The organism is Anabaena sp. WFMT (assembly GCF_051781005.1).
Taxonomy (GTDB): domain Bacteria; phylum Cyanobacteriota; class Cyanobacteriia; order Cyanobacteriales; family Nostocaceae; genus Anabaena.
This window is the reverse complement of the sequence record NZ_JBPWOA010000020.1, coordinates 191,280-206,409: the sequence shown is the minus strand read 5'-3', so window position 1 is coordinate 206,409 and position 15,130 is coordinate 191,280. Positions and strand designations below refer to the sequence as shown.

Genomic DNA, 15,130 nt, shown 5'->3' with positions numbered 1-15,130 from the left:
GGGATCTATCCCATCAATAAACAAGCGGTTACAAAAGTCTGTATCTAGTTTTGCTACAGTAATAATAATTATATTTATAATAACCTGATGACGTAAACTAACCTCCCAATTTTTCATAAAGGGAATAAGTTCATCAATAAGCCATTGAGTTTTGCGTATAACTCGAATATTATTTGTACCAGCATTTATTAATACTGATTTAATTACCTCTATATCAGAATGATCTTTAAATATGAAATCTAAGTTTTCATCAACTGTTGGATAAAGTGTAAATTCTCTATCAATTACTTTTTCTCGATAATCCTTTAAAATTTTTTCATTATCTGGATCTTTCAAGAGAGTATCTTCATTATAAATGAGAATAATTTTGCATTTTAACTCCTGGACTAAATACTCAACAAACCCAAGTATTTCTTCCAGTGGTAGTTTAGATTTTCTCTCCAGATCGTCAATACATACTATTGATCCTTTAATTTGATTAAATCTGATATTGCGTAATACTTCAACTGCTAATGATATACCCGTTCCTGATAAAGAAAGAGTTAAATCATCCAGTTTTATGTTTCCCAGATTAGTTTTATTTATTTTTTCTAAATCAACATTTTTCCAATTCACAAGATTCTGCAAACGTTTTCTAACACTACCAAAACGAGTTTCAGGTTCAGTCAAAGTATTTTGACTATCTATAGATACTCTTTTAAAATTTGATAAAATTTGACTTTTTAGCTGCTCAATGGAAGATAAACCAAAAACTGAGGCATAATAATATCCTTTTTTATGTTCAGATAAAAAATTCTCGACTAGATAAGTTTTTCCAATACCCCATTTTCCGTTAACAGCTAAAACTCTATAATTTTCATTATTTAAGAATCTATCGAGAATACTTTTAGCTTCTTCTCGATGAACTCCAGCATTTGCTTTATTTGTGCTTTCAGTCATAACCGCCTCTCACTTCCAATTATTACAGTATAAATTGTGCTAATACTTAAATTAGCCTAGTTTTGTTATTTATTACAAAGGGCGGGCAGGATGCCCACCCCACAAGAAAGGATAAAATAATTCAGGTTATTCTGAGATTTGCCAGAAATAAGGGTAATCTTCTGGTGTTGATGATAAACCAGCTTCTACAGGATTTTGTCTGATATATTGCCAATATGCTTGAAATTCCTCCTCATTTCTCACAATCCTGTCATATCGCTCATCTTGCCAAACAGTACCTATATGTTTCATCACCTTGGGAATCTGTTTAGCACTATAACCTTTGATACTATTCATAATGCTGCTGAGTGACCAATACTCATTTTCAGACTTTAGTAATGGCTGCATGAGGATATGGACATGATCTGTCATCACTACCAAGACAAAAATCTTATATCTTTTGTGATTAAAAAATAGACAAGAATTAAAAACTATTTCCCTTGCTTCTGGACTAAGTTCCAACTTTTCCCAAGTATTAAAAGTAATAAAATAACTTGCCCCATCTAACTCCCAATGAGGTAATGTCCTTTGGTAAATTTTTAACCTTGCTTCTTCCATAGCAGAAAAACAATTTTTTATTTTTCTTTGTTTCTTGTGGGGTAGGCATCCTGCCTGCCCTTAATTTATATTTCCCATCTTCTAAACAGAAAATTATATCCTTTACTATCTTTTCTTACAATTTATACATCTACTGTGGGGTGGGCATCCTGCCCGCCCATAAAAAAATCCCCCACCTTGCGGCAGGGGATTTTAATTACTTACCTAAAACTAGTAGTCAGGATCAACCGAACTTACCAGCAGTAGAGGCAATGAGGAACGCTGCGTAAGTGACGATGTAGCCAACAGTGAAGTGAGCTAAACCAACCACACGAGCTTGAACAATGGAGAGAGCAACGGGCTTATCTTTCCAGCGAACCAAGTTAGCTAGAGGAGTACGCTCGTGCGCCCAAACCAAGGTTTCGATCAACTCTTGCCAATATCCTCTCCAAGAGATGAGGAACATGAAACCAGTTGCCCAAACTAAGTGTCCAAAGAGGAACATCCAAGCCCAAACAGACAAGTTGTTCATGCCGTAGGCGTTGTAACCGTTAATCAACTGAGCAGAGTTAGCCCAGAGGTAGTCACGGAACCAGCCCATCAGGTAGGTAGAGTTTTCGTTGAACTGAGCAACGTTACCTTGCCAAATACCTAGATGTTTCCAATGCCAGTAGAAGGTTACCCAACCAATGGTGTTCAACATCCAGAACATTGCTAGGTAGAAAGAGTCCCATGCGGAGATGTCGCAAGTACCGCCACGGCCTGGACCGTCGCAGGGGAACGCATAGCCGAAGTCCTTTTTATCGGGCATCAGCTTAGAACCACGCGCATCCAAAGCACCTTTAACAAGTACTAGGGTGGTGGTGTGGATAGCCAAAGCGAATGCATGGTGAACCAAGAAGTCGCCAGGGCCAATTGTTAAGAAGAGGGAGTTAGTACCAGAGTTAATGGCATCTAACCAGCCAGACAACCAAACGTTACCGTAGTTGGGATAGGCTGTGTAAGCGACGCTATCGGGGTTAGACAGCAATGTGTCTAAACCGTAGAGTACTTTACCGTGAGCAGCTTGAATGAACTGAGCAAATACTGGCTCAATCAAGATTTGCTTTTCAGGAGTACCGAAAGCAACTACTACGTCGTTGTGAACGTACAAGCCCAAGGTATGGAAGCCCAAGAAGAGAGATACCCAGCTGAGGTGGGAAATGATCGCTTCTTTGTGCTGCAAAATCCGGTCTAATACGTTGCCCTTGTTTTGTTCGGGGTCGTAATCACGTACCCAGAAGATGGCGGCGTGGGCGAATGCACCAACCATCAAGAAACCAGCGATGTACTGGTGGTGGGTGTACAGTGCTGCCTGTGTTGTGTAGTCCTTAGCGATGAACGCGTAAGGAGGCAGGGCGTACATATGCTGCGCCACCAAGGAGGTAATAGTTCCCAGTGCAGCCAATGCCAAAGACAGTTGGAAGTGCAGGGAGTTATTGATGGTGTCGTACAGACCTTGGTGAGGCAGGTTGAACTGACCTTCACTCTTGCTACCGGGAACTAAACCGGATTTGGAGTTCAGCATTTCTTTGATGCTGTGACCAATTCCGAAGTTAGTGCGGTACATATGACCGGCGATGATGAAGATAACAGCGATCGCTAAGTGGTGATGAGCCATGTCGGTCAACCACAAAGATTCTGTTTGGGGGTGGAAACCGCCCAAGAAGGTGAGAATCGCTGTACCAGCACCAGTGGAAGTACCAAACAGATGACCCGCAGTGTCAGGGTTCTGAGCGTAAACGCCCCAGTTACCTGTGAAGAAGGGGGTCAACCCTGCTGGGTGAGGTGCGGCGGTTAAGAAGTTATCCCAGCCTACGTGAATACCACGAGATTCAGGAATAGCAACGTGAACCAAGTGACCAGTCCAAGCCAAGGAACTAACACCGAACAAACCAGCCAAGTGGTGATTTAGACGGGGTTCAGCACTCTTGAACCAAGAAAGACTAGGACGGAACTTGGGTTGTAAATGTAACCAACCAGCAAATAGGAATACTGCTGCCAACAGAAGCAGACCTAATGAACCAGTGTACAGTTCAGTATTTGTCCGCATCCCGATGGTGTACCACCAGTGGTAAACACCGGAGTAAGCAATATTTACGGGGTTGCTTGCTCCACCTTGGGTGAAAGCTTCAACCGCAGGCTGACCGAAGTGAGGGTCCCAAATCGCATGGGCGATAGGACGGACGTGAAGGGGATCTTTAATCCACTGTTCAAAGTTACCTTGCCAGGCTACGTGAAACAGGAGGCTGGATGCCCACAGGAAGATGATTGCCAAGTGACCGAAATGCGTAGCGAAAATCTTTTGGTAAAGATTTTCTTCCGTCATGCCATCGTGGCTTTCAAAATCGTTGCCTGTAGCGATCGCATACCAAATCCGACGGGTAGTCGGGTCCTGTGCGAGATCCTGGCTAAATTTTGGAAATTTTGTTGCCATAGGTTTTGATATGTCCTCTGACCTTTAGCCATCAGGTATCAGTAAAATTTTAGATTCTAGATTTTGGATTTTGGATTAAATCTGAAATCTAAAATCCAAAATCCAAAATTCAACTGATTGCTACCCTACTGAAAGGATGTGTGCGTGGAAGAATGCCCAGGTGGTGGCAATTCCTCCTAATAGATAGTGAGCTACACCTACAGCACGACCTTGAGTGATGCTCAAAGCACGAGGCTGAATTGTTGGTGCTACTTTCAGTTTATTGTGCGCCCATACAATGGACTCAATTAGTTCTTGCCAGTAGCCACGACCACTAAACAGGAACATTAAGCTGAATGCCCAAACAAAGTGAGCGCCTAGGAACATGAGTCCATAAGCAGACAGTTCACTTCCGTAGGAGTTGATGACCTGTGTAGCTTGCGCCCACAGGAAGTCACGCAACCAACCATTGATGGTGATGGCGCTTTCGGCAAAGTTACCGCCAGTGATATGAGACACATTACCTGCTGCGTCTACAGTTCCCCAAACGTCAGATTGCATTTTCCAACTGAAGTGGAAAATTACTATTGACAGGGAGTTATACATCCAGAACAGTCCTAGGAACACATGGTCCCAACCGGACACTTGACAAGTACCGCCACGACCTGGCCCGTCGCAAGGGAAGCGGAAACCTAAGTTTGCCTTGTCTGGAATCAAACGAGAACTGCGGGCGTAAAGTACACCTTTGAGCAGGATGAGGACGGTAACGTGAATGGTGAAGGCGTGGATGTGGTGAATCAAGAAGTCAGCTGTACCCAATGCAATGGGCATCATCGCTACTTTTCCGCCTACAGCCAAAATACCGCCGCCAAATGCGTAGCTAACTGGTTCTATAGCATTGGGTGCTGTACCACCTGGAGCCAGTGTGTGCAGGTTTTGTACCCACTGAGCAAACACAGGTTGTAACTGAATTGCTGCGTCAGAGAACATATCTTGGGGACGACCCAAGGCACGCATCGTGTCGTTGTGAATGTACAAACCAAAGCTGTGGAAGCCTAGGAAAATACAAACCCAGTTTAGGTGAGAGATGATAGCATCACGATGACGAATCACCCGATCCAGTACGTTGTTTTGGTTAACAACTGGATCATAATCGCGCACCATGAAGATTGCTGCGTGAGCAGCACCACCAACAATCAAGAAACCACCGATCCAAATATGGTGAGTGAAAATGCACAACTGTGTAGCGTAATCAGTTGCCAAGTATGGATAGGGAGGCATCGCGTACATATGATGCGCGATGATGATTGTCAAGGAACCTAAGAAGGCCAGGTTAGTAGCCAACTGAGCGTGCCAAGAGGTGGTCATGTTTTCATAAAGACCTTTGTGACCTTCACCAGTGAAGGGGCCTTTATGGTTTTCTAGGATGTCTTTGATGCTGTGACCGATACCCCAGTTGGTACGGTACATATGACCAGCGATGATGAACAGTACAGCGATCGCTAGGTGGTGATGAGAAATATCAGTCATCCACAAGCCGCCTGTAACTGGGTTCAAACCGCCTTTAAAGGTCAGAATGTCAGCATAAGTTCCCCAGTTCAAAGTGAAGAAAGGTGTTAAACCGCTGGCAAAGCTGGGATACAACTCTATCAACAGATCCTTGTTCAAAATGAACTCGTGGGGCAAGGGGATGTCCTTAATGGCAACGCCTGCATCTAGTAGCTTGTTGACTGGTGCGGACACATGGATTAAGTGACCAGCCCATCCCAACGAACCACAACCTAGCAATACTTGCAAGTGGTGATTCAGCATCGACTCCGCATTCTGGAACCATTCCAGTTTAGGAGCGCGTTTGTGGTAATGGAACCAACCGGCAAATAGGAACAAGCCTGCTAGTACCAAGCCACCAATCGCGGTGCAGTAGAGTTGGAAGGAGTTGGTGATACCCCAGCCACGCCATACTTGAAACAAGCCAGAGGTGATTTGAATGCCGTGGAAACCACCGCCCATATCACCGTTTAAAATGTCTTGTCCCACGATGGGCCAAACTGTTTGAGCGCTAGGCTTAACGCCTAATGGATCAGTTAACCAAGCTTCGTAGTTGGAGAACTTAGCGCCGTGGAATAACATTCCGCTTAACCAGATTGTCACTACAGCCAGGTGGCCAAAGTGCGCGGCGAAGATTTTGCGGGAAATGTCTTCTAGGTCGCTTGTATGTGTATCGAAGTCATGGGCGAGGGCATGGAGGTTCCAAATCCAGGTTGTGGTTTTTGGACCTTTAGCTAAAGATCTATCGAAGTGTCCAGGTAGCGCCCATTTCTCGAAGGAAGTGGGTACAGGATCTTTATCAACGATAACTCTTGCCTTTTTCTCCTCTCGCTGTGGAGGACTAATCGTCATTCGACCTCCTCTGTCAATAAGGAATGAGGAATCATGAATACCACAGAGTGAATTTTACTCATCGTTTCCAGGGTTTTTCTGGAGCCGTGTGGAATAGTTGTTTCTGTTGAATTATAGAGTCTGTACTGGCACATTGTTAGAGACATTTTAACAATAATTCAAACTTGCCAAATTTATTGTCATATCTGCCTTTTATATTCAAACTTTTTGTGAAAAAGTCAATAGTTTTTCTATTTAATTTACAAACTATAACAATTCTTAAAACTTATGGTTAATCGTGAATAAAGGCGTAAAACTTACTGTTCTGGCTATATATTTTCGTTGTTTCTCTAATTTAATTGGAAAGTTCTGTCACAAATATTACTATTTCTGCATATTTTATGATAGAGATTCAAAAAATATTGAGCATCTTGCCGCAGACCTAAATCTTTTGGTCTATATTTCACTAGGCGCAATTTGCGTCACAATGATTTGTCAGTTGTTGAAGACGATCATAGGGTGGAATGCATGACCTCTAGGCAAAAGAAAGCTTTAGAGAAACTCTTAGAGAAGAGTTTCCCGATCTTCAAATGGGTAATGACATTGCTGCTAGTCTTGACTTTAAGCAGCTGTGTCGAAAAAGCTGGAAGCCAAGAAGTATCGGTTAAGCAACAAGACAGATCATCACAGATATCTAAAGTTTCTCGGCAATTTTCAGAAACAGCCCCTCCTGATATCATCCAAGAACTACGTTCTAGCTTGGAAGTTTATCAGCCACAGGTAACTATCCTGACTCCCCAACCGAATGAAGTTCTCAAAGATAATACAGTTACAGTCCGGTTGCAAGTGAAGGATCTACCAATATTTAAAGATCCACAGTGGCAACTAGGCCCCCATCTGCACGTAATTCTCGATAACCAACCTTATATAGCAGTTTACGACCTCAGTCAGCCTCTTATTTTGCCAGACTTGTCCGCAGGTACTCATACTTTACGTGTATTTGCATCTCGTCCTTGGCATGAAAGCTTTAAAAATGAGGGCGCTTATGCCCAAACAACATTTCACCTTTTTACTAAAACCGACGATAACAATCCTGACCCGAATCTACCCCTTCTCACCTACAGTCGTCCTAATGGTAGTTACGGTGCAGAACCCATCATGTTGGATTTTTACCTAACTAACGCGCCTTTGCATATTGTTTCTGAGGATAATCTTGAAGACTCAATGAGCGATTGGCGTATTCGCTGCACAATTAATGATGAAAGCTTTATTCTCGATCGCTGGCAATCAGTTTATCTCAAAGGCTTCAAACCTGGTAAAAACTGGGTACAACTGGAATTTCTCGATAACCAGGGCAATCCTGTAAAAAATGTCTTTAATAGCACAATTAGGCTATTTAACTACCAACCTAATGGTAAAGATACGCTTTCGAGAATGGTTAGAGGGGAAATTACTGCTGATGAAGTACGCGGTATTGTAGACCCGAATTATACAGTTAAGATTCCCGTTACTGAATCTACTCCTACCGTAACGCCCAAAGTGGAAGAAACACCAGCACCTCAACCCAAGGTAGAAAAAACGCCTGTTCCTAAAATTGAGGTTCCTGAAGTTCCCCAACCACAGGTAGAAAAAACGCCTGTTCCAGAAATTGAGGTTCCTGAAGTTCCCCAACCACAGGTAGAGAAAACACCTGTTCCAGAAATTGCAGTTCCTGAAGTTCCCCAACCACAGGTAGAAAAAACGCCTGTTCCAGAAATTGAGGTTCCTGAAGTTCCCCAACCACAGGTAGAGAAAACACCTGTTCCAGAAATTGAGGTTCCTGAAGTTCCCCAACCACAGGTAGAGAAAACACCTGTTCCAGAAATTGCAGTTCCTGAAGTTCCTCAACCACAGGTAGAGAAAACACCTGTTCCCAAAATTGAAGTTCTGCAACCACAGCCGAAAGTGACACCCACTCCTGCGGAATTACCAGAAAAAGAAAAATCAACTTCTGAAAAAACGGGATTAAGCCGATTAAGTGGTTATTTTGAGCGTAAAGCCCTGTCTACACCTGAAAATATAATTAAATAAAGATACTCAGTTGTAAATTTTGGGATAAAGCTTCGATGAATGCCAGCCCTGCGACAGGATTGCCTATATGATTTAGAGCAGGACTGTAGCAAGCGATCGCTCCTTGATTTGGTGCGATCGCTAATAACCCTCCGCCAATACCCGATTTCATCGGTAAGCCAATTTTGACAGCATACTCGGCAGAAGCTTCATATAATCCACAAGTTAACATCACGGCGTTAACGATGCGGCGGCTTTCTGAATTTATCCAGCTGTTTTCACAAGCTAATAATTTTCCTAATAAAGCTAAATCCTGCACTCGTCCAGAGATACAGCATATTTGTTCATAAGTGTCAAGAGCAGTTTCAATATTTTCAATATATCCATTTTGAATTAGATGATGTGCGATCGCTATATTTGCAGGTGAATGAGTAACACGAACTGAAGCCAACATTTCTAAATCTACATATAGTTTACAACCTGCTGCTTGATTAAGCCATTCACAAAATAAATATGCGCGATTATTTGCATCCTCTCCAGGCAATTTATCAGATAAGGTAATAGCACCACTATTAATCATCGGGTTGCGGGGATGTCCATTATCAGCAACTAATTGTTCAAAAGAATTAAAAGGCGCTTCTGAAGGCTGAATTCCAACCCATTGGAATACCTTTTTAGCTTCAAAAAGTTTTAGCAAATATAATAGAGAGAATACCTTAGTTACACTCATCAAAGGAAATACACAAGCTGTATCCCCCAAACTATAATTTTCTCCTGACTGACAGCAGATGTGAACCGCAAACCAATTAGGGTCAGCTACAGCTAAAAGAGGGATACGTTCAATCACACTTCCCTGTTTTGCTTGGGTTTTCGCTTCCTGCACCCAAAGAGATAAATTACTTATATTGATTTTTTCGAGTTTTATCAAAACCGTCTATCTAAAATCTACAATCTCAACTTACTATGATTCCTCGTGTTAGATCACCAGAACTACCGCAAAATTACCCTTGGTTAAATACAGTTAAACCCTTATCTCTAAAATCACTCAAAGGTAGAATTGTCATTTTAGACTTTTGGACATACTGTTGTATTAACTGTCTGCACATATTACCAGACCTGAAATATTTAGAGCGCAAATATCAAGATAGCCTAACTATTATTGGTGTTCACTCTGGGAAATTCGACAACGAAAAAGAAATTGAAAGCATCCGTCAAGCTATTCTGCGTTATGAAATTGAACACCCAGTTTTAGTTGATAATGATTTTCGTGTTTGGGAAAATTATACTGTCAGAGCTTGGCCTACTTTAATTATTATTGACCCACAAGGATACGTTATTGGGCAATTTGCTGGAGAAGGGCATCTTCAAGCCATTGAAAACATAATTATTCAACTTCAACATAAAAATCAAGATCACATCAATTTTCAACAATTTCAATTCACTTTAGAAAAACAGCAGCAACCATTAATTACACCCCTAGCGTTTCCAGGTAAAGTCTTAGCTACACGAGCAGGTTTGTTTATTGCTGATTCTGGACATCATCGTATAGTCATGACCCAATTTGATGGGCAAATTATGTATGTTATTGGTACAGGAAAATCTGGACTAACTGATGGTGCTTTTAATCAAGCACAGTTTTCTACACCCCAGGGAATGACATTTGATGATGAAAGTCAAATTCTTTACGTTGCTGATACAGAAAATTATACCTTGCGACAAATTGACTTACAGCGGCAAGTGGTAGAGACTATTGCAGGAACTGGCCAGCAAAACCATATTATTAGTCCTCACGGAGGTGTGGCACTCGAAACAGCCCTGAATTCCCCTTGGGATTTACAAAAAGTAGGCAATAAATTGTTGATTGCAATGGCAGGATCACATCAAATTTGGGAAATGGATTTAGAACGAGGTACTATTCAAACCTTTGCTGGTACAGGTGCAGAAGGTTGTTTCGATAGCACATTGACAGAATGTGCCTTTGCTCAACCTAGCGGCATTACCACCAATGGTCAGGAATTATTTATTGCTGACAGTGAAGTTAGCTCAATTCGCGGAATGGAACTCGACGAACAGGGTAAAGTACGGACTATTTGCGGCAGTGGTATGTTATTTGGCTTTGGTGATATGGATGGAGAAAAGCTAGATGTCCGGTTGCAACACTGTTTAGGTGTGGAATATTTCCAAAATTATCTGTGGGTAGCAGATACTTACAACCACAAAATTAAATTGGTAGATACCACGACAGGGAATTGTCAAACTATTTTGGGAGACGGTTTACCTGGGTTTCAAGACGGACAAGGTAAGAATACTCGGTTTTCAGAACCTTCAGGACTCAGTGGGATAGATTCATCTCTATATATAAGTGACACCAATAATCATGCCATCCGCCGTGTCAATTTAAAAACGCTAACCGTGCAAACATTAGATTTTCCTGATTTGTGTGCGCCTAGCCTATGTCTGTCTTCTGATATATCTGCATTTTGAAAGGTTGATTTGCAACGCCAAATGCACAAATACTGCCTTGTTAGCAGTAGAAGACAGATTAAATCAATCGCAAAGACGCGTAAATTCGGAGTTGTTTTCCGTAGTGCAGAACGTAAAGAAAAAAGAATATAAGTAATATTACCGTAGGAAGGGAGTATATGCAGCGGGCTATGATGACAACAAATATATGGATTTTAAGAGGATGTTTTAAAAGTTATTGGTGATGTATCAAACATCTTTAGATCCTCCTAACCCTCTGAATAAAAGGGAACCTGGAGTCAAAATCCTCCTGAAAAGGGTGATTTAAGACTATATCTAAACTCGACAAATATTCTCTAAAATCGCTTATTAGGTTTTAAGTTTGCCTAAAAAGAATTCAATCTAGATGAACAGAATCAACATGAATAATAAATACATTCCTTTGAATTGTGAAGATGATATTCTCTCTTTAGGAAAAGATATATTTAAAATAAGTAGATTTAAGGAGTTAGTTATCCGAGAAATTCGAGAAAATTTAATGCTACAAACTTGTAATTCTGAACAACAGTCTCAGGGATCAATTATACAATTATTTAAAACTGTTCAAGTCGGTGAAGAAGTTATAAACATAAATAACATTCAATTTCAGTTTGTTAAAGATTGTCAATTACTAATCAGAGGTAGTAAAAACTGGCAGGTAGGAAAACTGAAGGTTCAGATATCCATATCACCTTTAGGTAAACAAGCCGATGAGGTATACATAGAATTTCATTCTGATAAATTGGATGAACTATTAACATTAGAAAATTTGCAACACATTTCTAAAGATATGACTTACTCTAAATCATATTGATTTGCACTAATGCAGCATGACCAACATTTTTCACATCACCGAACGGCAAAAATGTTGGCAAGCTATCATTGTAGTACCTTAAATATTCAAGGATTTATTCATTTCTCCCCAGTAGCAAATAAGTTCTTTGTACAATCAACATAATTTAGTTCTGCTGTTTATAGAAACCGAACAAGTTCAAGCAGAAATTCGTTATGAAGTTGCTGAAGAGAATGAACTATTTCCTCACATTTATGGTGCTTTAAATATTGATGCTGTGTACCAAATTATAGATTTCATTCCTAGAGAAGATGGTTTTTTTTGATTTGCCGTTAGCAGTAGCTAATTTAAAATAATTAAGATTCAAAATCTAGATGTAAAAATAAAATGAAAAATCAGAAAATTGATGTAAATGAGTATGTTGAGCAAATGTCGTTATTACTAAACTTGCAGATAAAAGATGAGTATCGAGATGAAGTGGTAGTGAATTTTGAGAGAATCAAATCAATAGCAGAAATTGTCAATAATTTTCCTTTGGGAGAAGAAATTGAAATTGCACCTACATTTGAACCATAAATGTACTATGAATGATGCTGTATCTATAGCTGAAAATGTTTTATCAGGTAAAGTTAGCGCAGTAGAAGTTACTCAAACAGCGTTAGCAAGAATTACTGCTAGGAATAATGAATTAAATTGTTTTACAGCTATTACCGCAAAAACAGCTTTAGAAGATGCAGAAAACATTGATAAAAATATTGCTGAAGGTAAAAATATTGGTGTTTTATGTGGTGTACCTTTTGCAGTTAAAAATTTATTTGATATTGCTGGTTTAACAACTTTAGCCGGTTCAAAAATTAACGCTGAAAATCCCCCAGCTACTCAAGATGCAACTGCTATTACTAGGTTAAAAAAAGCTGGTGCAGTGTTGGTTGGTGCGTTAAATATGGATGAATATGCTTATGGGTTTGTGACAGAAAATGCCCATTATGGTACTACTCGCAATCCTCATGATTTACAACGGGTTGCTGGGGGTTCTTCCGGTGGTTCTGCTGCTGCGGTTGCTGGGGGGTTGGTTCCTTTGACGTTGGGTTCGGATACGAATGGTTCTATTCGTGTTCCTGCGGCTTTGTGTGGTGTGTTTGGTTTTAAACCTACCTATGGAAGGTTATCTCGTGCCGGTATAAAATTATTTTCTAGCAGTTTAGACCATATTGGTCATTTTGCGACTTCAGTTAGAGATATTGCGACAATATTTGATGTTCTGCAAGGCGAGGATGAAAAAGATCCAATTTGTACAAAACGCCCTGTTGAAGAGAGTTTATCACAAATAAGTAATGATATTTCTCACCTGAGAATTGCGATCGCAGATGATTATTTTAGCCAAAATTCTACACCGGAAGCTTTAGCAGCAGTACAAAAGGTGGCTGAAGCGTTGAATATCACCCAATATGTAAAAATACCAGAAGCAGACATTGCTCGTGCTGCGGCCTTTGTAATTACAGCTTGTGAAGGTGCAAATCTGCATTTAGAGAAATTGAAATCCCGTCCGCAAGACTTTGATTTTGCCACACGCGATCGCTTTTTAGCTGGTGCATTAATTCCCGGTTCCTGGTATATTCAATCACAGCGCTTTAGAAGATGGTATCGTGATCAAATCCGAGAAATATTTCAAAATTTAGATATAATCATCGCCCCCACTACACCGATTACAACCCCGTTAATTGGTCAGCAAACGATGATTTTAGATAATGAAGAAATTCTTGTCCGTCCTCATTTAGGATTATTCACTCAACCATTATCTTTTATTGGTTTACCGGTTTTATCAGTACCCATTCAAAGCCAAAATTCTCTGCCTTTAGGTGTACAATTAATAGCAGCACCTTATAATGAAGCTCTGATTTTGCAAATTGCAGCAGTCTTGGAATCACAGGGTATAGTTTCATGTCAGATCAGTATTTAACTGACTCTACTAATATTAGATAACTAACCATTGTGGACAAAACCCTTGCTTCACAATAGGATATAGCCCAGAAGTGTTGAATCTCGCAACACAACTTTACAATCTTTGTGTTTAACCCAGGCCAAATTGTCTGTTTATTGAGAATAGAGTCATTAACTTCTCAAATTTGGTATCACCAATACCAATGCACAACTTGGGCAATATACTCAAAATCTTAACATTCAACACTTCTGGATATAGCCTTTGCTCGGTAAGTGAGAACATACAGTAATCATAAAATTGTCACACCAAAAGATTTTTATACTGGGGACGTTGGAAATCACGCTATAATCATTAAAGCGTAAATTAACTTATTCAGGTTATTAGCTAATCCAAATCCCATCTTCCCATACTTGGGAAACTATATGCTAAAGCTTATAATTACCGTATTCATTATTATTGTAGGTTCAGCACTTTGTTCTAGTATAGAAACGGCGCTGTTTTCAGTTTCAACGTTGAGAGTTAGACAATTAGCTCAATCGAAAAATCCAGCCGCAGTTGCACTTCTAGCGATTCGTGAAAACATGAATCGACCTATTGCTACTATTGTCATTCTCAATAATACTTTCAACATTATTGGTAGTATTCTTACAGGTAATATTGCGACTCAAGTATTAGGAGATAATTGGCTCGGTGTATTCTCAGGAATACTAACATTTATGATTATTATCTTTGGAGAAATTATCCCCAAGACAATTGGAGAGAGATATTCTGAACAAATAGCCATACTTACAGCTATACCTATCACTGGACTTTCTATTGCTTTTACGCCTTTAGTATGGATTCTAGAAAATGTCACTGCACCCTTTTCTAAAGGGAGAAAAAAACCAACAACAAATGAGGCTGAAATCAAACTATTAGCAAATATTGGTCAACAAGAAGGAATTATCCAAAGCGATGAAGCTGAAATGATTCAAAGGGTGTTTAGATTAAATGATGTGACAGCTTCAGATTTGATGACACCCCAAATTATGCTGACCTATATACGTGGTAATTTAACTCTTGCTGAATCTAAAGCAGATATTATTGCTTCTCAACATACGCGAATTATTGTTATTGATGAATCTATTGATCAAGTTATTGGATTTGCTCTCAAACAAAGCTTACTAACAGCAATGATTGAGGGTAGTAATGATAAAAAAATTGCAGATTTATGTCGAAATGTTCGCTTTGTTCCTGAGATAATCCGGGCTGATAAACTTCTGAAAAACTTCATAGAAGCCCGTGAACATCTTGCAGTAGTTGTTGATGAATATGGGTGTGTAGCTGGTGTTATTACTTTAGAGGATGTACTAGAGGTAATAACTGGTGAAATTGTAGATGAGACTGATAAAACTGTTGATTTACAAGAAATTGCCCGTAAAAAACGAGAAAGAATGTTGCAATCTATAAATATTTCTCATCCCAAAGAAACTATTGTTGATTAATCATAAATTAC

The 15,130-nt window shown here is 40.0% G+C and carries 12 protein-coding genes; 7 read left to right on the top strand and 5 right to left on the bottom strand.

The genetic code is table 11. From position 1 onward, the window contains the following. From ACSQ6I_RS13665 to psaA, 4 genes are all read right to left on the bottom strand, one after another. On the bottom strand, positions 1-939 hold a 939-nt coding region (locus ACSQ6I_RS13665), incomplete at its 3' end, for a P-loop NTPase fold protein (protein WP_438890851.1). Positions 940-1,065: 126 nt separating this feature from the next. Continuing rightward, on the bottom strand, positions 1,066-1,536 hold the full coding sequence (locus ACSQ6I_RS13660; protein ID WP_438890850.1) for an REP-associated tyrosine transposase: 471 nt from the start codon (positions 1,534-1,536) through the stop codon (positions 1,066-1,068). A 223-nt stretch (positions 1,537-1,759) separates the two neighbouring features. Then, complete coding sequence (psaB, locus tag ACSQ6I_RS13655) at positions 1,760-3,991, bottom strand: photosystem I core protein PsaB (RefSeq protein ID WP_438890849.1); 2,232 nt, start codon at positions 3,989-3,991, stop codon at positions 1,760-1,762. A 120-nt stretch (positions 3,992-4,111) separates the two neighbouring features. Further along, positions 4,112-6,370: a photosystem I core protein PsaA gene (gene psaA, locus ACSQ6I_RS13650; protein ID WP_438890848.1), complete on the bottom strand. Its 2,259-nt coding sequence runs from the start codon at positions 6,368-6,370 to the stop codon at positions 4,112-4,114. Positions 6,371-6,877: 507 nt separating this feature from the next. Between psaA and ACSQ6I_RS13645 the strand changes: the two genes are divergently transcribed. Next, on the top strand, positions 6,878-8,419 hold the full coding sequence (locus ACSQ6I_RS13645) for a hypothetical protein (protein WP_438890847.1): 1,542 nt from the start codon (positions 6,878-6,880) through the stop codon (positions 8,417-8,419). On the opposite strand, the gene glsA is transcribed toward ACSQ6I_RS13645, so the two are convergent. Continuing rightward, positions 8,412-9,326 carry a glutaminase A gene (gene glsA / locus ACSQ6I_RS13640; RefSeq protein WP_438890846.1) on the bottom strand — a complete coding sequence of 305 codons (915 nt, stop codon included), beginning with the start codon at positions 9,324-9,326 and terminating at the stop codon, positions 8,412-8,414. The two genes, ACSQ6I_RS13645 and glsA, sit on opposite strands and share 8 nt — an antisense overlap. Before the next feature lie 35 nt (positions 9,327-9,361). Between glsA and ACSQ6I_RS13635 the strand changes: the two genes are divergently transcribed. The 6 genes from ACSQ6I_RS13635 to ACSQ6I_RS13610 all read left to right on the top strand — a co-directional run bounded on the left by ACSQ6I_RS13635 (position 9,362) and on the right by ACSQ6I_RS13610 (position 15,119). After that, positions 9,362-10,882 carry a thioredoxin-like domain-containing protein gene (locus tag ACSQ6I_RS13635; protein WP_438890845.1) on the top strand — a complete coding sequence of 507 codons (1,521 nt, stop codon included), beginning with the start codon at positions 9,362-9,364 and terminating at the stop codon, positions 10,880-10,882. Between the two features lie 400 nt (positions 10,883-11,282). After that, on the top strand, positions 11,283-11,714 hold the full coding sequence (locus tag ACSQ6I_RS13630; protein ID WP_438890844.1) for a KGK domain-containing protein: 432 nt from the start codon (positions 11,283-11,285) through the stop codon (positions 11,712-11,714). A 127-nt stretch (positions 11,715-11,841) separates the two neighbouring features. After that, positions 11,842-12,018, top strand: a complete 177-nt coding sequence (locus ACSQ6I_RS13625; protein ID WP_438890843.1) for a DUF952 domain-containing protein — start codon at positions 11,842-11,844, stop codon at positions 12,016-12,018. A 62-nt stretch (positions 12,019-12,080) separates the two neighbouring features. Next, on the top strand, positions 12,081-12,269 hold the full coding sequence (locus ACSQ6I_RS13620; protein ID WP_438890842.1) for a DUF4089 domain-containing protein: 189 nt from the start codon (positions 12,081-12,083) through the stop codon (positions 12,267-12,269). Between the two features lie 7 nt (positions 12,270-12,276). Continuing rightward, entirely contained in the window at positions 12,277-13,653 is a 1,377-nt protein-coding gene (locus ACSQ6I_RS13615) for an AtzE family amidohydrolase (RefSeq protein WP_438890841.1), read from the top strand. A gap of 404 nt (positions 13,654-14,057) precedes the next feature. Continuing rightward, positions 14,058-15,119, top strand: coding sequence for a hemolysin family protein (locus tag ACSQ6I_RS13610; RefSeq protein ID WP_438890840.1), 1,062 nt, complete (start codon positions 14,058-14,060; stop codon positions 15,117-15,119). Positions 15,120-15,130 lie beyond the last annotated feature (11 nt).

Bases quoted from the DNA above. Each gene is read 5' to 3' on its own strand.
- ACSQ6I_RS13660 (WP_438890850.1), bottom strand. From the start codon at position 1,536: ATGGAAGAAGCAAGGTTAAAAATTTACCAAAGGACATTACCTCATTGG.
- psaB (WP_438890849.1), bottom strand. From the start codon at position 3,991: ATGGCAACAAAATTTCCAAAATTTAGCCAGGATCTCGCACAGGACCCG.
- psaA (WP_438890848.1), bottom strand. From the start codon at position 6,370: ATGACGATTAGTCCTCCACAGCGAGAGGAGAAAAAGGCAAGAGTTATC.
- ACSQ6I_RS13645 (WP_438890847.1), top strand. From the start codon at position 6,878: ATGACCTCTAGGCAAAAGAAAGCTTTAGAGAAACTCTTAGAGAAGAGT.
- ACSQ6I_RS13635 (WP_438890845.1), top strand. From the start codon at position 9,362: ATGATTCCTCGTGTTAGATCACCAGAACTACCGCAAAATTACCCTTGG.
- ACSQ6I_RS13630 (WP_438890844.1), top strand. From the start codon at position 11,283: ATGAATAATAAATACATTCCTTTGAATTGTGAAGATGATATTCTCTCT.
- ACSQ6I_RS13620 (WP_438890842.1), top strand. From the start codon at position 12,081: ATGAAAAATCAGAAAATTGATGTAAATGAGTATGTTGAGCAAATGTCG.
- ACSQ6I_RS13615 (WP_438890841.1), top strand. From the start codon at position 12,277: ATGAATGATGCTGTATCTATAGCTGAAAATGTTTTATCAGGTAAAGTT.
- ACSQ6I_RS13610 (WP_438890840.1), top strand. From the start codon at position 14,058: ATGCTAAAGCTTATAATTACCGTATTCATTATTATTGTAGGTTCAGCA.